General features: G+C 58.7%; 23 protein-coding genes. 4 read left to right on the forward strand and 19 right to left on the reverse strand.

The annotated features are described in order from the left end of the window. The first annotated feature begins 2 nt into the window (after positions 1 to 2). The 4 genes from WB650_RS22830 to WB650_RS22845 are packed head-to-tail and all read left to right on the forward strand — an operon-like array spanning position 3 to position 4,114. The gene (locus WB650_RS22830) at positions 3 to 1,295 is read left to right on the forward strand and encodes an aromatic ring-hydroxylating oxygenase subunit alpha (RefSeq protein WP_422303406.1); all 1,293 of its coding nucleotides are present in this window, start codon (positions 3 to 5) and stop codon (positions 1,293 to 1,295) included. Next, positions 1,292 to 1,783, forward strand: coding sequence for an aromatic-ring-hydroxylating dioxygenase subunit beta (locus WB650_RS22835; protein ID WP_422303407.1), 492 nt, complete (start codon positions 1,292 to 1,294; stop codon positions 1,781 to 1,783). Before WB650_RS22830 ends, WB650_RS22835 begins: the two co-directional genes overlap by 4 nt. 32 nt (positions 1,784 to 1,815) lie before the next feature. Further along, positions 1,816 to 2,799 (forward strand): amidohydrolase family protein, encoded by a 984-nt coding sequence (locus WB650_RS22840; protein ID WP_422303408.1) that lies wholly within the window; start codon positions 1,816 to 1,818, stop codon positions 2,797 to 2,799. A gap of 55 nt (positions 2,800 to 2,854) precedes the next feature. Then, a complete protein-coding gene (locus tag WB650_RS22845; RefSeq protein ID WP_422303409.1) occupies positions 2,855 to 4,114 on the forward strand; it encodes a CaiB/BaiF CoA transferase family protein in 1,260 nt (419 codons plus the stop codon). 7 nt (positions 4,115 to 4,121) lie between these two features. Here WB650_RS22845 and WB650_RS22850 read toward each other — a convergent pair whose 3' ends face one another. The 19 genes from WB650_RS22850 to WB650_RS22940 all read right to left on the reverse strand — a co-directional run bounded on the left by WB650_RS22850 (position 4,122) and on the right by WB650_RS22940 (position 20,225). Beyond that, positions 4,122 to 5,459 carry a hypothetical protein gene (locus tag WB650_RS22850; protein ID WP_422303410.1) on the reverse strand — a complete coding sequence of 446 codons (1,338 nt, stop codon included), beginning with the start codon at positions 5,457 to 5,459 and terminating at the stop codon, positions 4,122 to 4,124. A 163-nt stretch (positions 5,460 to 5,622) separates the two neighbouring features. After that, a complete protein-coding gene (hypB, locus tag WB650_RS22855) occupies positions 5,623 to 6,465 on the reverse strand; it encodes a hydrogenase nickel incorporation protein HypB (RefSeq protein ID WP_422303411.1) in 843 nt (280 codons plus the stop codon). A 1-nt stretch (position 6,466) separates the two neighbouring features. Further along, on the reverse strand, positions 6,467 to 6,796 hold the full coding sequence (locus tag WB650_RS22860) for a hydrogenase maturation nickel metallochaperone HypA (protein WP_422303412.1): 330 nt from the start codon (positions 6,794 to 6,796) through the stop codon (positions 6,467 to 6,469). A 16-nt stretch (positions 6,797 to 6,812) separates the two neighbouring features. Then, positions 6,813 to 7,190: a hypothetical protein gene (locus WB650_RS22865; RefSeq protein ID WP_423962170.1), complete on the reverse strand. Its 378-nt coding sequence runs from the start codon at positions 7,188 to 7,190 to the stop codon at positions 6,813 to 6,815. Further along, the gene (gene hypF, locus WB650_RS22870) at positions 7,175 to 9,475 is read right to left on the reverse strand and encodes a carbamoyltransferase HypF (RefSeq protein ID WP_423962192.1); all 2,301 of its coding nucleotides are present in this window, start codon (positions 9,473 to 9,475) and stop codon (positions 7,175 to 7,177) included. Before hypF ends, WB650_RS22865 begins: the two co-directional genes overlap by 16 nt. A 72-nt stretch (positions 9,476 to 9,547) precedes the next feature. Next, positions 9,548 to 9,832, reverse strand: coding sequence for a muconolactone Delta-isomerase family protein (locus WB650_RS22875; protein ID WP_422304412.1), 285 nt, complete (start codon positions 9,830 to 9,832; stop codon positions 9,548 to 9,550). After that, positions 9,829 to 10,089 carry a HypC/HybG/HupF family hydrogenase formation chaperone gene (locus WB650_RS22880; RefSeq protein ID WP_422304411.1) on the reverse strand — a complete coding sequence of 87 codons (261 nt, stop codon included), beginning with the start codon at positions 10,087 to 10,089 and terminating at the stop codon, positions 9,829 to 9,831. The genes WB650_RS22875 and WB650_RS22880 overlap by 4 nt, the downstream gene beginning before the upstream one ends. A gap of 17 nt (positions 10,090 to 10,106) precedes the next feature. After that, complete coding sequence (gene hypE, locus WB650_RS22885) at positions 10,107 to 11,189, reverse strand: hydrogenase expression/formation protein HypE (RefSeq protein WP_422304410.1); 1,083 nt, start codon at positions 11,187 to 11,189, stop codon at positions 10,107 to 10,109. Between the two features lie 9 nt (positions 11,190 to 11,198). Then, on the reverse strand, positions 11,199 to 12,344 hold the full coding sequence (gene hypD, locus WB650_RS22890) for a hydrogenase formation protein HypD (RefSeq protein ID WP_422304409.1): 1,146 nt from the start codon (positions 12,342 to 12,344) through the stop codon (positions 11,199 to 11,201). After that, positions 12,341 to 12,610 (reverse strand): HypC/HybG/HupF family hydrogenase formation chaperone, encoded by a 270-nt coding sequence (locus tag WB650_RS22895; protein WP_422304408.1) that lies wholly within the window; start codon positions 12,608 to 12,610, stop codon positions 12,341 to 12,343. Before WB650_RS22895 ends, hypD begins: the two co-directional genes overlap by 4 nt. A gap of 12 nt (positions 12,611 to 12,622) precedes the next feature. Next, entirely contained in the window at positions 12,623 to 13,135 is a 513-nt protein-coding gene (locus WB650_RS22900) for a YceI family protein (RefSeq protein ID WP_422304407.1), read from the reverse strand. Positions 13,136 to 13,179: 44 nt separating this feature from the next. Continuing rightward, positions 13,180 to 13,284, reverse strand: coding sequence for a DUF6893 family small protein (locus WB650_RS22905; RefSeq protein ID WP_422296814.1), 105 nt, complete (start codon positions 13,282 to 13,284; stop codon positions 13,180 to 13,182). Continuing rightward, positions 13,277 to 13,780, reverse strand: a complete 504-nt coding sequence (locus WB650_RS22910) for a hydrogenase maturation protease (RefSeq protein WP_422304406.1) — start codon at positions 13,778 to 13,780, stop codon at positions 13,277 to 13,279. Before WB650_RS22910 ends, WB650_RS22905 begins: the two co-directional genes overlap by 8 nt. Continuing rightward, positions 13,777 to 15,144, reverse strand: a complete 1,368-nt coding sequence (locus WB650_RS22915; protein ID WP_422304405.1) for a hypothetical protein — start codon at positions 15,142 to 15,144, stop codon at positions 13,777 to 13,779. Before WB650_RS22915 ends, WB650_RS22910 begins: the two co-directional genes overlap by 4 nt. Next, complete coding sequence (locus WB650_RS22920) at positions 15,141 to 15,782, reverse strand: DUF6084 family protein (protein WP_422304404.1); 642 nt, start codon at positions 15,780 to 15,782, stop codon at positions 15,141 to 15,143. The genes WB650_RS22915 and WB650_RS22920 overlap by 4 nt, the downstream gene beginning before the upstream one ends. Then, positions 15,775 to 16,449, reverse strand: a complete 675-nt coding sequence (locus WB650_RS22925; protein WP_422304403.1) for a DUF5947 family protein — start codon at positions 16,447 to 16,449, stop codon at positions 15,775 to 15,777. Before WB650_RS22925 ends, WB650_RS22920 begins: the two co-directional genes overlap by 8 nt. A gap of 11 nt (positions 16,450 to 16,460) precedes the next feature. Further along, positions 16,461 to 17,270 carry a NifU family protein gene (locus WB650_RS22930; RefSeq protein WP_422304402.1) on the reverse strand — a complete coding sequence of 270 codons (810 nt, stop codon included), beginning with the start codon at positions 17,268 to 17,270 and terminating at the stop codon, positions 16,461 to 16,463. A gap of 77 nt (positions 17,271 to 17,347) precedes the next feature. Then, entirely contained in the window at positions 17,348 to 19,117 is a 1,770-nt protein-coding gene (locus WB650_RS22935; protein ID WP_422304401.1) for a nickel-dependent hydrogenase large subunit, read from the reverse strand. Between the two features lie 61 nt (positions 19,118 to 19,178). Beyond that, entirely contained in the window at positions 19,179 to 20,225 is a 1,047-nt protein-coding gene (locus WB650_RS22940) for a hydrogenase expression protein HypE (RefSeq protein WP_423962175.1), read from the reverse strand. Positions 20,226 to 20,341 lie beyond the last annotated feature (116 nt).

Raw genomic sequence — 20,341 nt, forward strand, 5'->3', positions numbered from 1 at the left:
TCATGGATAAGTCAGCCGAGAGCTACGTCATGGATGATCATCACGCGGGACTATTTCGGGTAAATCGACGCGCGTTCACCGATCCGGAGTGTCTCGCTAATGAGAGGCGGCGAGTCTTTGACAAGTGCTGGATCTATGTAGGTCATGAGTCCGAGGTTCCGCACGCCGGCGACTATCGCTCGCGCAACGTCGCGGGGCGTCCGATGATCCTGGTTCGTGGCGACGACAGCGTCGTGCGGGTGCTACTTAATACCTGCACGCATCGCGGATCGCTGGTATGCCGGCAGAAGTCCGGTAACGCCAAGACCTTCCAGTGTCCTTATCACGCATGGACGTTTAACTCTCGCGGTCAACTCGTAGGTGTGCCGGGCGAGGAGTCCTATAGCGAAGCTTTCAAACGCGATGACATGGCCTTAGTTTCTCCGCCTCAAGTGGATAACTATCGTGGGTTTATTTTTGCGTGTTTTGATCCTGCGGTGGACAGCCTATATGACTACTTGGCCGGTGCACGGGAGTATTTGGACCTGGTGGCCGATCAGTCTGAGCTAGGCATGAAGATTGTCTCCGGCCAGCAGGCCTATAGTGCACGCGCTAACTGGAAGCTGCTGGTAGAGAATAGTTATGACGGCTATCACGGTCTGCCGACACACCAGCGGTACTTCAGCTTCCTCAGTGACATAGGTATCGATATGAAAGGTCGCGACGTGGCGGCTCCGACCTATCAGAAGGCGGTAGACCTTGGAAACGGTCATGCGGTGGTCGAGTACCAGAGTGCCTGGGGACGGCCGATCGCGCATTGGGTTCCGCCATTCGGGGAGCATCGTAAGGCGCACTTCGAGGAAGTTCGGCGGCGATTCGAGGCACGGTTCGGAGCGGAGCGGGCGCGGCGCATCTGCGAGACCAGCCGCAACCTCGGTATTTTTCCGAATCTGGTTATCAACGACATCATGGCTATCACGGTTAGGACCTTCTATCCGGTTTCGCCCGACTATATGGAAGTGAACGCGTGGGCCTTGGCGCCGGCGGACGAGAGTGCTGAGGACTCCGCGCTGCGGCTCGACAACTTTCTAACGTTCCTCGGTCCGGGAGGATTTGCCACACCGGACGACGTCGAGATGCTCGAGTCGTGTCAACGCGGCTTTGCCAATCGGGAAGTAGGCTGGTCGGATATCTCGCGTGGAATGAAGCGCGAGCATCCGTCGATCACCGATGAGTTACAGATGCGGGCGTTTTGGCGTCGATGGAACCAGCTTATGACAGAACCTCAACTGAAACGCGCGAGGAAAGCAGCATGAGTAGCATCGAGCTGCCTAGTCGTCAGGAAGTGGAGGATCTTTTCTATAGAGAGGCCGCGTTGCTTGATGAGTGGCGGCTCGAAGAGTGGCAAGGACTTCTCACTGAAGATGCAACCTACGAGATACCACCTACTGACGTGCCGGAAGGAGATTCGCGAAATACGTTGTTCATCATCGCGGATGATGCGGTGCGAATTCGATCGCGCGTGAAGCAGCTACTTGGTAAGGCAGCATGGTCGGAAAATCCACGGTCACGCACGCGGCGGATGATAGCCAATGTGCGCGTCGTCGGATGTGACGGTGACAGCATTCTGGTGACGGCTAACTTTGCGGTGCATAGGATGCGTTACGAGTCGGTCGATACCTACATAGGACACTACGACTACAAACTCGTCCGCAAGGGCAACGATCTGAGAATCCGCGAGAGAAGGGCTATCCTCGATAACGAGGCACTGCGCCCGCACGGCAAGATCAGTTTCATTCTGTAACCAGCCTGTCCGCGATCACGTAGGAGGACGCGATGGATGTCATCGACATGCACAATCACTTCATCGCGCCCGAGATAATTGAGTTTCTGGCGCGCGAAGGTAAACATTTCGCGACCCGGATCGTGGAGCGCGAGGGCCGCCGTTTTCTTTTGATCCAGGAAAAAGCGATGCGCCCGATTGACGGTCCGATCTCAAACGCGCAGGCCCGCATCGCGGACATGGATCGCGAGGGCGTCAATGCGCAGGCCGTTTCATGCGTCCCGTTTCTGATGTATCCGGACGTCGACACCGCTCTCGGACTCGCGATCGCGCAGGTCAATAACGACATGATGGCGGCTCTGGGAGCCAGCGATCCGAATCACTTCGTTCCGCTGGCGAGCGTGCCGATGCAGGATCCGGCCGCGGCAGCGAAAGAATTGGAACGCGCCGCGAAGCTCGGACTTCGCGGAGTTGAGATTCCGCCGAAAGTCGTCGAACGTCAGCTCGATGAGCCGGATTTCGAGGTATTTTGGGCTGCGGCTGAGGCGCTGCGGATGGTCGTTTGCATTCATCCATTTGAAGCGGCGCCAGTTGGGGCGCTGTCCAGATATTTTCTCGGCAACCTGGTCGGCAACCTTTACGACACTGGGCTTGCCGCGGCGCTGTTGATTTACAGCGGGGTGCTCGAGCGCCATCCTAACCTGCGAATCGTGCTGTATCATGCCGGTGGCGCTTTGCCCGCGCTGGTAGGACGACTCGACATGGGTTATCGGCTGGTGCCGGAGTGTCGCGACGCGATACCGCGGCCGCCGTCGAGTTACGCAAATCAGTTCTACTTCGATATAATCGCGCATAGTCGCGGAATGCTGGCGCATCTCGTCAAGACCTATGGCGCGGATCGATTCGTGGTCGGCACCGACTATCCCCTGCCGGCGGGCCTTGCGCATCCGGTGGAAGAAGTCAAAGCACTCGGCCTCGAGCCCGGCGACGAAAGTAAAATTCTGGGTGCTAACGCGCGACAACTGCTACGGCTCTGACGGTTACCGCTTCCTCCGCCGAGATGATATACAGACTGGGAGAGAGGATAGAATGATGGCGAACAAGCCGCAAATGCTGGAAGGTTATCGGGTTCTGGATTTCACACAGTTCGTAGCGGGACCTACCTGCACGCGATTGCTTGGTGAGATGGGGGCCGAGGTCATCAAGGTCGAACTTGCGCCGTTTGGCGATCGCGTCCGTGCTGACGGGCTCAAGTCGCTCGCGCCTGAATATAAGGGCTCGAGTCATAGCACCTACTACTTGCAGCACAACCACTCGAAGCTGAGCTTCGCGATCGATCTCAAGAAACCGGGGGCGCGTGAGATCGTGATGTCGATGCTTCCACAGATCGATGTCGTGGTCGAGAACTTTGCGCCGCGGGTGATAGACCGGCTGGGATTCGCTTATAAGGACGTCAGGGCGGTTAATCCGAAAATTATCATGTGTTCGATTTCGATGGCTGGGCAGACCGGACCGCTGTCGGTCAAGGCCGGCTATGATTTTATCGGGCAAGCCTATGCTGGTGTTACTGACGGTATAGGACAGGTTGACGGCCCTCCGGCGCTGACTACGATGGCGATTGGCGATGTTTCTACCGGCGTCGCTGCGGCGATGGCTATCGGCTTCGCGCTGTTGCATCGCGAGCGCACGGGTGAAGGCCAGTACCTGGACGCGTCACTGCTGGATACCTACTTTCACATGCACGAGAAGACGGTGCCGATCGTGTCGCTGCGCGGCGACAAGTTTCGTCCTACAAGAAGTGGTTCACTGCATCCAGATGGCGGCACTACCGGGATTTTTCATTTCAGGGGCGACCAATACGTACAGATTACTTCGACGCCTCATCAATGGCCGCAGTTCGTGCGCGCGCTTGGGATGCCTCAACTCGCGACTGACCCGCGTTTCAAGGATGCGCGTGGACGCCGCGATAATAAAGAAGAGCTAAGAGATGTGATCGAGAAGTGGTTGTCGACATTTCCAACCCGTGACGACGCTATCGCCGCACTGGATGCCGAAAGGGTTCCATGCGCTCCCGTGCTGACGGTCAATGAGGCGGTAAAGCACCCGCATCTCAACGAGCGCAAGACAGTTCGATGGGTCAAGGATCCGTTGCTGGGCACGGTCGCGATTCCCGCAGTACCGGTGAAGTTTTCGGCGTGGCCGGATAAGACGGAAGTGCGTTCTGCGCGACTGGGCGAGGATAATGAGCGAGTACTAAGCGACCTGCTGAAGATGCCGGCGGACAAGATTCGCAATCTCTATACAGAAGGAATCCTGGTGCGCGATCCAACGCTCGAAAGCAAGCCGTCGTAGAGGATCTTCACTGAGACTTGCAAAGGTCTTCATTGTCGCCTTGACCTGAATAGTCGAGAATCCCCATCTGAAAGATTGGCGCTTCTACTTTCTTCTCGACATAGAGGTAATACGGAAGTCGTGGAGCGCTGGGATGATTTGTCAGAAGGAGATCCAGGCCACTGCGATGTGGCTGGTCCCAACTCTGGCTTAGGTACTTTTCATAGGTCGCGCACAACTCCGTCTGCGAATCAGCCGATCGCAGTTTCGAGAAGAGTGCCGCTAGATCATTTGATACAGATCCTACATAGATTTGCATGAATGCGATCTGGCAAGCCAATGAGGCTATGATGCCTATCGTCAGGAATCGACTGAATTTGGAGACACGGCCTGGCAATCCAGCGCCGATGAGCCAGCACAGTCCTATCCACACGGCTGGGTAGAGAAACCTCTCTCCGGGGCTGATCATTCCTTCGAACTCATAGCCGGTGGCTATAACAGCTATCGCGCAAGCTACCGCGGATGCTAGTACTCCGAAGTACCTTGGACGCATCCGTGTCCAGGATAGAACGCATAGCGGAACCACCAGAGTCAGAGCCGTTGTTATGACCAGGTTGAGTACTGCAAAAACCTTCATCGAAGGAACTTGGATTCCGAGCCAGGGGAGGAACTCTGGAAAGGGGGAGAAAGCTGCGATCCAGCGACCTGCCAATAAATGCGGTGTCCAAAACGTCCAGGCTGGGCCGATCCGCTGTAGAGAGACACGGTTAACTGCGTACCAGAGAGTTAGTCCTATTGATGGTGCGAAGGAAATCAGGAAAGGCCTGAGCAATTCGGTCCGTGACTCGGCCAGTATAAGTGTCAATGTTACGAGGATAGCGGTGGCATAGGGGAGGACGTGAAAAAAGAACATGACGATTGATACGCTGGCGACAATCCACCAATTGATCGGCTCAGAACGATAGATTCGACGGAACAAGTAGCCGCAATAAGAGAAGAAGACTGACAGAGCGAAAAGATAGGCTAACTCTCCCCAGAAGAAGAAAGTGTTCAACAAGAACAATAGCGGGATAAGGAGGAGAGAATTGTCGGACTCGTTGCTAAGCGAGGTCAGCAAGTAGGTCGAAGATATTGCTAGCAGTAAGATACAAAGGCTTAGGACTATCTTGCCCGATATCTCAGGCGGGAAAGCTAGATCGAGCAGTCCGAGCATTGCGACCGTTCCGGAGTAAGGGACCGGATAGTGTTTGAAGGAGTAGGAGGCTGACGCGTTGCCGTGAATGAGTTCTGCAACGATGGAACCTTCGAACACCCAATCGGGGTAGTCGGAAATTGGCAGAAAGCGGTGTCCCCAGATTAAGAGCAAGGCGCTAAGGACACAGGCCGCAAAGGTGCTTCGAAATAGGATGCGCCGGCGATCGAACCCGAGACTCCGATGACTCACTAGCGGGATAGTGTGCACCAAGAATCAGGCGATGTCACCACGTACGGGGGCCGACGCTTCGAGATTTCACCCGAGCTAAAGCTCTTCAAGCAGTCACGGATCGGGCGGTCTTGCGATCGCGCAAGAATGAATACCACGCGGCCATTCCGTCGCCCTTGAGGACGGAGAGTTGCAGCACCTTCAGAGCGGGATTGACCTGGCGAGCATACGCGATGCATCGATCCGCATTGAAAGGCACGTACGGTAGCAGGTCGGTTTTGTTGAGGAGCATCAGGTCAGCCGAGCGAAACATATGCGGATACTTGAGCGGCTTGTCCTCACCCTCCGTCACCGAAACGATCACGACCTTGGCGCTCTCACCGAGATCGAACAGCGCAGGGCACACGAGGTTACCTACGTTTTCGATCATGAGAACCGATCCGGGCGGCGGCTTCAGCCGCTTCAATGCGTCCGACAGCATCGCGGCGTCGAGATGACATCCGCTACCGGTATTGATCTGAACCGCAGGGCATCCGGTGGCGCCGATTCGCTCCGCGTCGAGAGTAGTTTCCTGATCTCCTTCGACGACGCAGAGGGGAATTTCAGCGCCCAATTCGCGAATCGTGCGCTCGAGCAGTGAAGTCTTGCCGGCGCCTGGCGAGCTCATCAGGTTAAAGGCCACGATATCGCGACCTTCGAGCCAACCCCGGTTGTGTTCGGCAACGTGATTATTTTTGGCGAGAATATCCTGCTCGAGCTGAAGCGTTCGTGACGACGGTTGGTCGTGTCGATGCTCATGCGAGTGATCGTGTCCTCCGTGCGAGTGGTCATAATGATGGTCGCCGTGTTGATGGACGTGATCGCTATGAGAGTGGCCGGCGTCTTGATCGCCGGAGAAAACGGTCAAGCGCGTTTCGGCGCCGTCGGAGCATCCGCAGGTGGAACACATGTCAAACTACCTCGACCGATCGGATCTTCAATTCGTTTCCGCTGAGCATCGCCAGGTTCGCGCTTCCACACGGGCACAGTGCGATCGTGTCGAGCAACTCGACCTGCGCGTCGCAGTCACGGCATCGAGCACGGCCTGGAGTTTCCTCGATATCGAGGGCCGCGCCCTCCATCACAGTGCCTTCAGCGCAAAGTTCGAAACACGCGCGCAATGCGTCGGGTACAACGCCGGAGAGCTTGCCGATCTCGAGCGCGACTCGAAGGACCTTCGCGCCATGGACGCGACCCTCGACGCTTTCGACGATGCTCTCAGTGATCGCCAGCTCGTGCATTATTCGATCTCGATTGTTACTCCGACCGCTTGGCCGCGCGCCTCTGCATCATCAGCCCTCCGAGTATTCCGACGCCGTTCAAGATCATCGATTGAATCTCGGGTGACTTCGAGAGCGTCTTCCACGCGTCCATCAGAGGACCGTTGTTGGCAAAGCTCGACAAGGTCTCGCCAAGTTGTCCTTCGCCGGACAATAAACTGCCGAGCACGTCGCCGACCGACGCCTTTCCGCTCTGGACCGCGGTCATGAAGAGAGAAGTTCCGGTGTTGAGCAATCCCTGAAATTCCTCGGAGTTGACGATTGTCTCCCATGCTTTGCGCAGCTCTTCGAAACGCTCCGGACCTTCTTTCGCGCCCAACACATAGCCCATCACGAAACCTAGAACGGCTCCCATTGAACTAGTCCTCCTCCCTGGCAACGGGCCGCACAGTCGCGCGCGGCAGCGACAGCCACTTGTCCAAAACTTATTCCAGCGTCATTGGTCGGCACCTGCCGATGAGTCAGGACGCGAAAACCCGCTTGTTCCAGCAATCGCACGGTTCGCTCCAGCAACAACTGGTTTTGAAATACTCCGCCGCTGAGTGCGACCTGAGCCAATCCGCGCGCGGTCCTGATCGTATCGCATGCGTTGACGATCATCAGCGCAATCGAATTGTGAAACCGTGCGGCGACGACGTCAACGGAACTGCCGGCGCGTAAATCGTCTACCACCCCACGCACCAGCGCTGCGCCATGAAGTTCAAACGGGATTGCGGCGGGGACGGCTACCTCGTACGCGTCATCTTCACCGACCGCCGCGAGTTGCTCCAATTCGATTGCCGCCTGGCCTTCGTAATTGATGGCGTCGCGCACCGAAAGGATCGCAGCCACCGCGTCGAATAGGCGGCCGGCGCTACTCGTGAGCGGAGAATTGACGCGGCTCTTCATGAGCGCACTGATTTGCGGCCACTGGTGGGCATTTCGTTCCGCGACTTCGAGATGCGCAGGAACATTTTCGCTTTCACTGTAGGCCTTGCGCAGGTATGACCCCGCCATTCGCCACGGCTGTTTGATCGCCGCGGTTCCGCCCGGCATCGGAACGGCTTCGAGATGTCCGACGCGCTCAAACTTTGCGAGATCCGCGATCAGAAATTCGCCACCCCAGATGGTGCCGTCGAGTCCGAATCCGAGACCGTCGAAAGCAACCCCGATACTCGGTCCCTGCTCGCCGTTGTCTGCAAGGCACGCGGCAATGTGCGCATGATGATGCTGTACGCCGACGAACTCGACGCCCTTCAGGTCGAGCGCGTATTTGGTCGAGAGATACTCGGGATGCAGATCGAAAGCGACAATCGCTGGATTTACGTCGAACAGCCGTCGAAAGTGATCGATGCCCTCGCGGAATGAGCGCAGGGTTTCAAAATTTTCAAGATCGCCAATGTGATGCGACACGAAAGCATGCTGGCGCTTCGCGACACAGAAAGTGTTCTTGAGTTCCGCCCCGCAAGCGAGAATCGGACGGCGCGCTTTGAGCGGAAGCTCGACAGGTTGCGGCGCGTAGCCTCGCGAACGGCGTTGCGGAACTTCGCGCCCTCGCGAGACTCGCACGACACTGTCGTCAGTGCGGATATGGATCTGGCGGTTGTGAATCAGAAAATAGTCAGCGATGGGCGAGAGCCGCTTCGCCGCATCGTCGTCGGTGTATGCAATCGGTTCGTCGGAAACGTTTCCGCTGGTGAAGACGATCGGAGCTTTGACCGACTCGCATAAGAGATGATGGAGGGGCGTGTACGGCAACATCACGCCGATGAACCGATTCGACGGCGCCACCGAATGCGCCAAGTCGCTGTCAGGCCTGCGATTGAGCAGCACCACTGGGCGGCGCGGACTGGTTAGCGCGCGCTCTTCAAGAGCGTCGATGGTAGCGAGCGCGCGCGCCGATTCTAGATTTGGCGCCATCACGGCGAACGGCTTGTCCTCGCGATGTTTGCGGGATCGCAACAGCTTGACCGCATTCTCGTTCGACGCGAGCGCGGCAAGGTGATAGCCGCCGAGTCCCTTCACGGCGACGACTTTTCCAGAACTCAGCAGTTCGGCGGCTTTGCGAATTGGATCGTCAGCCTGCGCGATTCCATTTCGATCGAGCAAACGCACACTCGGACCGCAGGCCGGGCAACATAGCGGCTCGGCGTGAAATCTACGATTCGAAGGATCATGGTATTCGCGCGCGCAATCAGCGCACAACGGAAACTCGGCCATCGTTGTGAGCGAGCGGTCGTAGGGCACGCCGCGGACGACCGTGAATCGAGGACCGCAATTGGTGCAATTCGTGAACGGATAGCGATAGCGTCGATCCATCGGATCGAAGATCTCGCGGAGGCAGTCGGCGCAAGTTGCGATGTCGGGAGAAACCAAAACATCGCGCTCGCCGTCGGCGTGACTCGCCAGAATCTCGAAGACGGATCGATTCGCGATCGGGATCGATTCGCTGATGACGTTTTGTATAGATGCCAGCGGCGGCGCTTCGCTCACCACTCGCGCGCGGAACTCGGCGATATGCGAGACGATGCCCTCGACCTCGATCGCGACGCCTCGCAGATCATTAACGATCGAACCGGCGAGACTCAGGCTTTGCGCCAAGCCGAAAACGAACGGCCGAAACCCAACTCCTTGCACGATGCCATCAACCCTGATGCGCATCGCCGCGCGCGCCTGGTCGCGTAACGACGTGGAGATCGCGGTTTCAGCTTCAGTTGGTCGCATCACGCTTCGCTACTCGGGTTTTTTCGGCATGGGCGGTTCCATGTCGGCGAGTGGATAAACTTGGAAGCGCGAGTAGTTGAAGACGGGCGAGCGCGCGAGCAGCATGTCGAGTTCTTCGTTCGAGGCGACGTCGTAGATCCACGCGCCACCGTGCTGGCCGGGAATGTGATAGCGCGCGATCACTTTGCCCTGCTTCATTAGGGGAGCGGCGTACTCGGGCATGGTCAGTACCGACTTCAGGACCTCACGCGAGAGCAGCGAGATTTCGATTCGCCAGATGACGAGGAACTTCACGACGCGTCCTCATCGGCGGAGTCCTGGTCGCCGCCGGTGTAGTCTTTAAGGGCAGACATCTGGTTGCGCGCGGTTTGCTCATCGATTTTTTCCATCGCGAATCCCGCGTGGATCAATATCCAATCGCCGGGGACGAGTTTTTCGTCGCGCAAAATTCCGACGTTGATGTTGCGGGTCATGCCGGCGACCTCGACTCGCGCAAGGTCAGGATGATCATCCGCGAGAGTCACAATCCGGCCGACAATTCCGAGACACATTTTCGATACGCTCTCCGCTAGCAGATGCGCGGCAATGCTTCGCCGAACGGCAGATCGAGCACGCGATCGCCGCCGATCGGCGTGCGCAGAATTACGAAGTCGGCATGCTCTTCGGTGACGCGGCCGATCAAACTCGCGTCGCGGCCGAGCGGATGCTGGCGCATCGCGACGAGAACTCGTTCGGCGTCTTTTTCGGGAACAAACGCGACCAGCTTGCCCTCGTTGGCGACCAGCAGCGGATCGAGTCCGAGGATTTCGCAGGCACCGCGAACTGTATCGCGGATCGGAATCAATTTTTCTTCCACGTCAATCCCAAGATGCTGGCGCGACGCGATTTCGACCAGCGTCGCCGCGAGGCCGCCACGAGTCGGATCGCGCATCGCATGAATCTCGGGACAGGCTTTGAGCATCTCGGCGGCAAGCTCGTGCAGAGCGGCGGTGTCACTTTTGAGTGCGCCCTCGAACTCGAGTCCCTCGCGGGTCGAGAGGATCGCGACGCCGTGATCGCCGATCGGGCCGGACAAAAGAATCGCGTCGCCGGGGCGGACGTTGCGCGACGAAAGATTGATGCCGGGCGGCACTACGCCGATGCCGGACGTGTTGATAAAAATCTTGTCGCCGCTGCCGCGGCCGACGACCTTGGTGTCGCCGGTTACGATATGAACGCCGGCGCTTTTGGCAGCGCGCTTGGCCGATGCGACGATGCGCTCGAGATCGGAAATCGGCAGTCCTTCTTCCAGGATGAACGCGAGCGAGAGATAGAGCGGTTTCGCGCCACCCATCGCGAGGTCGTTGATAGTGCCGTTGACAGCGAGCTCTCCGATGTCGCCGCCCGGGAAAAAGATCGGCGTGATCACGTATGAGTCGGTGGTGAACGCAATTCGCGAGTTGCCGATGGTGAAGATTGCCTGATCGTCGAGCGCTTCAAGTGCGGAGTTCCGGAACGCGGGGAGAAATATCTGCTCGACCAGGCGCGACGTCAGCTTTCCGCCGCTGCCGTGACCCAGAAGGATTTGCGGCGTGTCGGTGATCGGCAGCGGGCATTGCGCGAACGGGGTCGCGGATGAGGGCTCGATGGTGCGGCCGTTGGATGATGACATCGGCGTGCCTTACGGGTGCGCTTTTCCGGTCGAGTCGAGGTCGCTGTCGACGGCTTTGTTTCGACGGTCGAGATAGCGGCCGTATTGGTAGTAGGCGGCGCAAGCGCCTTCGGCGGAGACCATGGTTGCGCCGAGCGGGCTTTGCGGGGTGCACTCCTTGCCGAAGGCGGGACAGTCGGAAGGCTTGCGCGCGCCGCGCAGAATCAAGCCGCTGATGCAGGTTTCGGATTCGCGCGTCGCGATCGACTCGACCTCGAAAATTTTCTCGGCGTCATGTGCGCGATACTCGTCGCGCAACTGGTAGCCTGACTCCGGAATCGAGCCGACTCCGCGCCACTTGCGATCGGCGACCTCGAAAACCTTTGAAATCAAGTCGATTGCGGGTCGATTGCCGTCACGCGCAACCGCACGCACGTACTGATTCTCGACTTCGGCGCGGCCCGCTTCGAGCTGGCGCACAGTCATTAAGATACCTTCGAGCAGGTCGATCGGCTCGAAGCCGGTGACGACGATTGGGACGTGAAAGCGATCGCACAGCGCTTCATATTCGCGATATCCGACGACGGCGCAGACATGTCCCGGTCCGAGAAATCCCTGCACGCGATTGTCGGGCGCATTCAGCACCGCCGCCATCGCCGGTGGAACCAGCACGTGCGAAACCAGCATCGAGAAATTTTTGACGCCTTCGAGTTTTGCGCGGTAGACGGCCATCGCGTTGGCGGGCGCCGTGGTTTCGAAGCCGACGCCGAAAAATACGACTCGTTTGTCTGGGTTGTCGCGCGCGATCTGGACCGCATCGAGCGGTGAGTAGACCACGCGCACATCAGCGCCGCGGCTCTTTAAGGTCAGAAGATCGCCGCGCGAGCCCGGCACCCGCAGCATGTCGCCGAAGGACGTGAAGATCACGTCTGGGTGACTCGCGATTGCATGCGCCTTGTCGATCATCTCTAGCGAGGTAACGCACACGGGACAGCCGGGGCCATGCACCAGCTCGATGCATTCGGGGATCATGCGGTCGATGCCGTAGCGCACGATCGAGTGAGTCTGGCCGCCGCATACTTCCATCAGGACCCACGGACGGGTAGCGATCTTCGCGATTTCTTTCGTCAGCTTGGAGGCGACGGCGCTGTCGCGATATTCGTCGAGGTATTTCATGACGGTTTGCTCCTCGCTCGATTGTCGTCGGTCAGTTCCGAAGTTTGTCCGAGATCTTCGAGTATCCGATACGAGCGTTCCGCTTCTTCGCGATCGATTTTGGAAATCGCAAATCCGACATGGACCACGACGAAGTCGCCGACGCCGGCTTCGGGAACATACTGGAGGCATACCTGCCGCGTGATGCCGGCAAACTTGACGCTGCCTACACGCAAACCATTTTCGTCACGCGCCGCGATTATTTCGCCGGGTATTCCGAGACACATCGGCTGCCTCCGTCAATGCTCGAGCTGTGCTATCACCAATCCTCGAACCTTCACGTCAGGATAAACTTTGAGCATCAGAAATTTTGGCGGCTCGAGGCCAAAGTTGCGGATGTCAATCGTCTGCTCGCCCTGAAACTCGACAGTGGTGGCGTCGACAATTCGCATCTGCACGTCGCCCTGAACCGCACTGGTCTGCCCGCGAAGCGACAGCTCGCCTTGCACTCGATAGGTTGTGCCGGAATCGAGCGCCTTCACGCTGATGACCCGGCCGCGAACGCGCGGGTACTTGCGCATCTCAAGTTTGCGTTCGAGCTCGCGATCGTAGAGACCGTTGCCGGTCTTCAGCAGCGATGCATCGAGTTCGACGCTTCCGCTCACGGGAGCATTCGTGTCGAGGTGTCCATCGACGATGGTCATCTCGAGGAAACCTTCGAGACCCGTGGTCTCGATCGAGATCGGATGCAAGCTCGAACGCGCATCCGCCCAGATTTTTGAGCGATCGGGCACCACGCGGTATCTCGCCATCGCAAACTCCTGTCATCGCGCGCCCAACGAGTCGCGCGTGGCCGCTACATCTCTCGAATCTGGATGTAGCGCGCGATGTCCGGCAGGGACGTCACCACGACGTACGCAACTCCCAGGATCACCGCGGTCGCAAATAGTCTCTTAAACATCGGCTCTGTCTCCTTTTTTAGTTTCGATTCGATCAACCGTCACTTCATCAATGAGTTTCCGCACGACCGACACCGCTTCGTCAACCGCGCGACTTACAACGCTGCTAAGCCCGATTCGCTCGACGAGTTCCGCGGGCTCGCACCCAACTACCAGCACTCTGCCCACTCGGCCGCCGAGCGCGGCGAGGGTTGAGAGGACGGCATCGGGATTCATGCTGTGCGCGTCGGTAGCGGGATTGACGGGTTCTGCATCGAGATCGGGCTCGATCACGAAGATCGTTCCCGGCTGATCGCCACGCTGGACGGCATCGATCAGAATGAGCGTGTCGTAGCCCTCGAGCAGTTGAAACGCGAGATGCATCCCGCGAATTCCGTAGTCTTCGACCTCGACGCCCGCGGGAAGCACATCGGCACTCATGCGTCGCGCCACTTCGACACCGAAGCCGTCGTCGGCGAGAAAGATATTGCCGACACCCGCTACTATCACGCGGTTCATTGATTGACCTCGAGCGGCTCGACTTCGTCGGGGTAGAAGTAGAGGAAGCGGCCGTGGGTCTGCATGAAGTCGGCGGCGGGATCGTCCTCGAGCGTGACTGCGAGGTATTCGTGCTCTTCCACGTCGAAGTACACGGCTTCGACGCGCGCGGTCTTGCCCGCGAGGAACATGTCCTGCGCGTCGGATCGTCGCGGACCGGGGCGCAGGCGCACGCGAGATCCTTTTGAAACCGAGACGTCGCCGATTTGCACGCTGTCGGATTCGGGCGATACGGACGTATCGGCGCCCGGGTCCCACCACGGCGGCGTTTCGACGCTTGCGGAATGATTTTCGGCGGGCGCATCCGGATCGGGCTTTGTGGTAGCGGCGCGCAGATATCTGAGCGCGCCGTGCAATCTGTCGAGGATCTCCGGCGGCATCTCGTCGACGCGATCGATTATCGCGGCGGCACGCGGATCGGTCGCGCGTGCTTGCCGCTTCTCGTCTTCGGTGAGCGTCATGGTGCGGAGCGTTAGGATCTCGTCGATTTCGGTTGCGTCGTAAAGATCGCCGGGACTCTCGGGCGCGATTTGCGGATAGTCGTACAAAATTATCGGCGATGACAGCACCACGTCGCGGTCGCCATCTTCGCCAACCATCACCGGCCAAGTGTGCACGTTCGAGCATTTCTGCGCGGCGGCCCTCGCCCATTCCGGCGGATCGATCAGCGATACAAACTTACCGCGTTTGGCCTCGAGCAGTGCGTGGACCCCTATCAGCGACGAGCGCATTACAATGTCTCGCGAGGCGGCGGCGTCAGTCCATGGCATTACGTTCTCGATTCGCAGATGAAGTTTGCGCAGCGCGCGCGCTTCCTCGATGGGCTGAGCGAAGAGGCGGATCGTTCCTTTGACAGCGTTGCTTTCGCGGACAAATCGTCCGACGCGCCGTCCCGATTTTGTGACGATCGGTTCGATCGTTCTCGATGCGGAAAATTCGAAATCGAGAAGACCCTCGGAGAATTCGGATGACTGCTCGAAATCGACTTCGCGCTCGATAGCTTCGTCCCAACTGGTCCAGAGTCCAGCTTCGGCTTCGAGCGATTCGACTTCCTGGAAGGTGTCGCTGTCGACCAGCTTTTCGACGACGCGGCGCTGGATTTGCAGAAATCTGACGGTGCCCCCAATCTCGAACTCGTTTTCGATCAGGCATTCGGTCTGCGACCATGAATGCTCGCATCCGCCGGCGTCGCTCCATTGGCGCGGCGCCAGCACGCCGAATTGCCATCGAACCTGGTTTTTGCCGGACGAGGCGCGATACGGATACAGCACGTACCCTTCGTACAGGACGGCGTCGGCAATTTTGCGGCCTCGTTCGATACTCACGCCTGTGCCTCCCGCGAATTGAGCAGGAGCGTCTCGATTACTTCGTCCCAGGTTGCGAGCGCGCGGCGTGACTTGAACTTCATCAGGTCGGAGAGCGTCTCGCGGTTCAGGCGCAGCCATCCGCTGTTGGGAAAATAGTGATCGATCATCTCCTGCCAGACGCGCACCGGGAGGCGGAAGTTCGCCTCCTTGCTCCACGGAATCTGGCTGACCTGCATTCCGTGAGCGCCTTTCTCGAACACGGTGCCGCTGAACATCATGAGCAGCGAGATGTCTCCGTTTTCGAGCGAGTGAAGATACTTGGTGGCGGCGATTTCAAAATCGTAGGTGCAGGCGACCGGCAGTTCCGCTTCGGTCTTGCCTTGAAAGCCGGGAATCGTGGCCGACAGATGAGTCCACAGGAACGGCTTCATCGTATCGCCCCATCGCGGAGTGTCGCCGAAGAGCTCGGTGAGGCGCGATTCTTCCTCGCGGGAGTATTGGCGGCGGATCGGCTCGATCCGAATCTGGCATCGCAGCACGATATTGTGGATGACGATGCCGGTGGTCTCCTCGATCTTCAGCGCGAACATCAGAGTCGGCACGGCGGCGTGACGCTCGGGACGCGCGCCTACGATCTGAAAGTTCAATTCACTCAACCGCGGAACTCCCCTCGTTACGATCACGGGATCGCGCGCGCAAGCCGGAAAAGAACTCTTCGATCTCGCGCCACACTTCCTCGCCGCCGTCGAATCCTTTCCAGTAGCGACGGACCTTACCGGTCAGCTCGTAGCAGGCGTCGATTGGCACGATGAAACATTGAAACTGATCCTCGCCCCGGCGCCGGTATATAAGGAGCGCCTCGACGTCGGGTGCGAGTTCCCGCAAGACAGGATTCGCCGCGACGAGGTCATCCCATGCCTCGAGCGGCACCATCGATTCGGTGGCGCCGGCCAGGCTGGGGTAGAAGGCGGTGATTTTCTTCATGCTGGAGTTGTAGAAGAAGAACGCCATCCCGACCGGAATTTGCGTCGCGTCCCATTCGGCGGTGCTCAGGCGAAACGAGTTGAGATTGAGGACACGGTCCGGCACCGCGCGATATTTTCCTTGGGCGGCTCCGCTGTGCGTGAAGAGGAGGTAGCACGCGCGGCAGGTGCACATGAGGGTGCGGCTCTCGACGTTGACGACGTGCGAGTGCTGTTCGACGATCGGCTGGCCGCACATCTCGCAAGCTTCGCCAGCGCGCCGCTTGAGTCCGGGCTCGAGAAAGCGTTTCAACGCATTCGGCGCATCCGCAATGACTTTGCCGTTCCGAAAGCCAGACATCTCGTCCCCCATCAACTCAAAAGCGGAGAAGCGATCGCGACTCTCACCCCATCCCGATCTTCGAGCAGCGGCACCGGTTCAAGATGCAGTCCACGGCTCTCGGTCGAGCGGCCGGCCAGACGCGGGTCATAGTTCTTGTTGCAAGATGGACAGACCATCAGACTGCCGTTGACGTTGCCACCACCCATCGGCGAGCCGCACGCTGGACAGGCGTCGCGGTAGGCATACAGGCGTCCATCGACGCGGCAGAGCACGATTCGCGAGCCCATCGCTTCGGACGACGTCAAGTGGCTGGCGGGAAATCCGTTCTGGTCGCCGATCGAAACCCAGGTGGGCTCGATGTCGACGGACTGATCGCGCTGCGACTTCGATCCGCTGGCCGGCGCTTCTGTCTCGGTGATGCCTTCGACTTCGATCTTCGACGCCTCGGGCGCCGACTCGCGAATCGCGCCTTCAACCGCGAGCTTCACGGTCAGGAGCGATGACGGGCATCCGTCGCAACTGCCCTTCATTCGCAGCCGCACCAACCCGGTGTCCGCATTGGTTTCTATGATTTCGACGTCGCCGCCGTGCGAGCCGAGATAGGGACGAACGCGCTCGAGCGCCTCGTAGACGCGGGTTTCGAAGTCCTTGGGATGCAAGCCGTGCAGGATCAAAAGGCTCGACACGAGATCGTCGGCGGCAAGTTGCGCGCGCAGACGCTCTCCCGCGGCGCCGTCGGCGGCTGCGATCTCGTCGATGCGCTTGAGGCCTTCGCCGTAGAGTTGGACTACAGAGCGGACGACCTCCTCGACCCGCTCCCAGACGGGCGGGCTAGCCATCGAGCGAACCTCTTCGAGCAAAGGTTCGATTCGCGCGCTGAGTTCGCGCAGCTTTCGCTGATCTCCGTTACGCACGATCAGTCGTCCACATTATTCAGCATCGTGGGCGAGTGGATTTTCTTGAGCACCTTTCCTTTGCCGACGTACATGTGGACACCGCAGGGCAGGCACGGGTCGAAGCTGCGGACGGTGCGCATGATGTCGATGCCCTTGAACTTGTCGGGGCCGTTCTCCTCGAAAATAGGCGTGTTCTGCACCGCGTCTTCGTAAGGTCCCGGAGTTCCATAGCTGTCGCGCGGATTCGCGTTCCAGGGCGTCGGCGGATAGGGATGATAGTTTGCGATTTTGCCGTCGCGGATCACCATGTGATGCGATAGGACTCCGCGTACCGCTTCGGTGAAACCGCAACCGATGCCTTCGTCGGGTACTTTGAATTGTTCCCAGGTCTTAGTGTGACCGGCGCGCACTTCGGCCAAGGCCTTCTCGGTGAAAAGCAGCGCGCAAGCACAGGCATAGGCCTGGAAGTAAGTTCGCGCGCGATCGCGCTCGATAGTGTTAGACCACTTCGGGATCTTCCATTCGAAAGTGACCGGGCCCTTGGTCGCACTCTTAGGCAGATTGATCTGGACGCTGTTACCGGTCGCCTTGATGTAGTCATTGTTCACAAGGCCCGAGAGCGCTGTGGACCAGAGACGCGCGATTGGCCCGCCGCCAGTATCGAGCGATAGGTGATCCTTGCCGTCGAACCATCGCGGCGACATGACCCAGGTGTATTTGCCGTCGAAATCCCGCTTCTGAGGCTTGGGAATTGTATGCTGATTCCATGGATGCCGTTGATCAACCGGGTTGCCGAGTGGGTCCTTGGTGACGAACATTGGCTGACCTGCCCAATCTTCGTAGAAGGAGTGACCGAGTAGAATTCGAATGCCTAGATTTATTTTGACCAGGTCGTTGGTAACCAGCTTGCCGTCGACAACGACGCCGGGTGTGACGAACATCTTGCGTCCCCACTCGGTCATGTCGCGGTAATTGAAATTGCAATACTCGGGGTCCTGGAACGAGCCCCAGCATCCGAGCAGGATCCTGCGGTTGCCGACTTGTTCGTAACCGGGCATCGCGGAGTAGAAGAAGTTGAACAGGTCGTCGTGCATCGGAACGGCGCGCTTCAGGAACTCGACATAGCGCATCAGACGTGTCAGGTAATCGGTGAAAAGCTGGACGGTCGCGACAGTGCCGACGCCGCCCGGATAGAGCGTCGAAGGATGTACGTGGCGTCCTTCCATCAGGCAGAACATCTCGCGCGTATAGCGGCTGACCTGCAAGGCTTCGCGATAGAACTCACCTTCGAGCGGATTGACGGCCTTCATAATATCGCCGATAGTGCGATAGCCGTGCGCGGCGGCTCCAGGAGCTTCGGCCTTAGTTGCCTTCTCCCATAAGCCGGGATTAGTCTCGCGCACCATGCGCTCGCAGAAATCCACTGCGACAAGATTTTCCTGGAAGATGTTGTGATCGAACATGTACTCGGCGGCTTCGCCAAGGTTCACGATCCATTCACCCAGGTGAGGCGGCTTAACTCCATAGGCCATGTTCTGCGTATAGCAGGAGCAGGTTGCATGATTGTCGCCGCAGATTCCGCAGATGCGACTCGTGATGAAGTGGGCATCGCGAGGGTCCTTGCCCTTCATGAAGATGCTATAGCCGCGGAAAATCGACGAGGTGCTATAACACTCGGCTACCTTCTTCTTGCCGAAGTCGATCTTGGTATAGATTCCGAGGCTGCCGACGATTCGGGTGATAGGATCCCAATTCATCTCGACCAGGCCGTCGGTTGTCTTCGTCGCCATCTGAATTCTCCTTCGAGCTACTGAGGTTGCCGATGTACTAAAAGGATCGCTGGCGCGACTGCTACCATCGCGGATGGTAGCCGGTCTTCAGTTCCTTACCGCGGGTACGCCACTTGGGTTCATCCTCGAGTGTGTTCAGGGTGAACGCTCGAAGCGATCGGACGACGGTGCCAAGGACGTTGGACATGCGGGTGGATACTTTCGCGCCGGGGGGCTCGTCCATGAACGGCATAAACTTGTCGGGGAAGCCGGGCATGGTGCAGCCGATACAAATCCCGCCGACGTTGGGGCATCCGCCGACGCCGCCCATCCATCCGCGCTTAGGCACGTTGCACTTCACGACTGGGCCCCAGCATCCTAGCTTCACGATGCACTTCGGCGACCCGTATTCGCCGGCGAAGTCCCCACCTTCGTAGTATCCGGCGCGATCGCATCCTTCGTGAACGGTGTTGCCGAAGAGCCATTGTGGGCGATGCTCCTCGTCGAGCGGAATCATCGGCGCCTGGCCGGTCGCCTGGTAGAGCAGGTATAGGATGGTCTCGGAAAGATTGTCCGGCTGAATAGGACAACCGGGGACGCATACGACTGGAATGCCGGCGCCTGACTTCCAGTCCCAGCCCAGGTAGTCGAGGACTCCCATCGCGCCGGTCGGGTTACCGGCCATCGCATGGATACCGCCGTAGGTCGCGCAGGTTCCAGCCGCCAGCACCAGTAACGCCTTAGGCGCCAACCGGTCGATCCATTCGCTTGTGGTCATCGGCTGTCCGGTGGCGGGATTGTTGCCAAAGCCACACCAGTAGCCTTCTTTCTTGATCGCCTCGTTTGGAATCGAGCCTTCGATGACGAGCACGAAGGGGTCCAGCTCGCCGCGCTCGCCCTTGAAGAACCACTCGATGAAGTCGTCGGTCTTATGACCGACGGGGCCGGTCTCGTACGCGATCAGAGGCCAATGGACTTCTACTTTGGGCAGCCCGGGAAGGGTGCCGAGGACGATGTCCTCGATGCTGGGCTGCATCGCGGCGGTAAGCGCAACCGAGTCGCCGTCGCACGACAGTCCCGCGTTGATCCAGAGGATATGAACCACAGGGTCCTTTCCGTTGGTCGGCATCGAGACTACCTCCTTGTTTGGCGGGCGATGGTCGGTCGCCAGTCAATCTCAGGTTTGTGAAGAAATATTTACAAGGTACTCGGTTCTCTTTTTTTTGGCGCAAATATTCGCTGGCG

Origin of the sequence: Binatus sp. (SeqCode), assembly GCF_049584895.1 — a bacterium.
Lineage (GTDB): Bacteria > Desulfobacterota > Binatia > Binatales > Binataceae > Binatus.

Excerpts from the sequence above, each read along its gene's own strand:
- WB650_RS22830 (WP_422303406.1), top strand. The coding sequence starts at position 3 with ATGGATAAGTCAGCCGAGAGCTACGTCATGGATGATCATCACGCGGGA.
- WB650_RS22835 (WP_422303407.1), top strand. The coding sequence starts at position 1,292 with ATGAGTAGCATCGAGCTGCCTAGTCGTCAGGAAGTGGAGGATCTTTTC.
- WB650_RS22840 (WP_422303408.1), top strand. The coding sequence starts at position 1,816 with ATGGATGTCATCGACATGCACAATCACTTCATCGCGCCCGAGATAATT.
- WB650_RS22845 (WP_422303409.1), top strand. The coding sequence starts at position 2,855 with ATGGCGAACAAGCCGCAAATGCTGGAAGGTTATCGGGTTCTGGATTTC.
- hypB (WP_422303411.1), bottom strand. The coding sequence starts at position 6,465 with ATGTGTTCCACCTGCGGATGCTCCGACGGCGCCGAAACGCGCTTGACC.
- WB650_RS22860 (WP_422303412.1), bottom strand. The coding sequence starts at position 6,796 with ATGCACGAGCTGGCGATCACTGAGAGCATCGTCGAAAGCGTCGAGGGT.
- WB650_RS22865 (WP_423962170.1), bottom strand. The coding sequence starts at position 7,190 with ATGGGAGCCGTTCTAGGTTTCGTGATGGGCTATGTGTTGGGCGCGAAA.
- hypF (WP_423962192.1), bottom strand. The coding sequence starts at position 9,475 with ATGCGCATCAGGGTTGATGGCATCGTGCAAGGAGTTGGGTTTCGGCCG.
- WB650_RS22880 (WP_422304411.1), bottom strand. The coding sequence starts at position 10,089 with ATGTGTCTCGGAATTGTCGGCCGGATTGTGACTCTCGCGGATGATCAT.
- hypE (WP_422304410.1), bottom strand. The coding sequence starts at position 11,189 with ATGTCATCATCCAACGGCCGCACCATCGAGCCCTCATCCGCGACCCCG.
- hypD (WP_422304409.1), bottom strand. The coding sequence starts at position 12,344 with ATGAAATACCTCGACGAATATCGCGACAGCGCCGTCGCCTCCAAGCTG.
- WB650_RS22895 (WP_422304408.1), bottom strand. The coding sequence starts at position 12,610 with ATGTGTCTCGGAATACCCGGCGAAATAATCGCGGCGCGTGACGAAAAT.
- WB650_RS22900 (WP_422304407.1), bottom strand. The coding sequence starts at position 13,135 with ATGGCGAGATACCGCGTGGTGCCCGATCGCTCAAAAATCTGGGCGGAT.
- WB650_RS22905 (WP_422296814.1), bottom strand. The coding sequence starts at position 13,284 with ATGTTTAAGAGACTATTTGCGACCGCGGTGATCCTGGGAGTTGCGTAC.
- WB650_RS22910 (WP_422304406.1), bottom strand. The coding sequence starts at position 13,780 with ATGAACCGCGTGATAGTAGCGGGTGTCGGCAATATCTTTCTCGCCGAC.
- WB650_RS22925 (WP_422304403.1), bottom strand. The coding sequence starts at position 16,449 with ATGTCTGGCTTTCGGAACGGCAAAGTCATTGCGGATGCGCCGAATGCG.
- WB650_RS22930 (WP_422304402.1), bottom strand. The coding sequence starts at position 17,270 with ATGGCTAGCCCGCCCGTCTGGGAGCGGGTCGAGGAGGTCGTCCGCTCT.
- WB650_RS22935 (WP_422304401.1), bottom strand. The coding sequence starts at position 19,117 with ATGGCGACGAAGACAACCGACGGCCTGGTCGAGATGAATTGGGATCCT.
- WB650_RS22940 (WP_423962175.1), bottom strand. The coding sequence starts at position 20,225 with ATGCCGACCAACGGAAAGGACCCTGTGGTTCATATCCTCTGGATCAAC.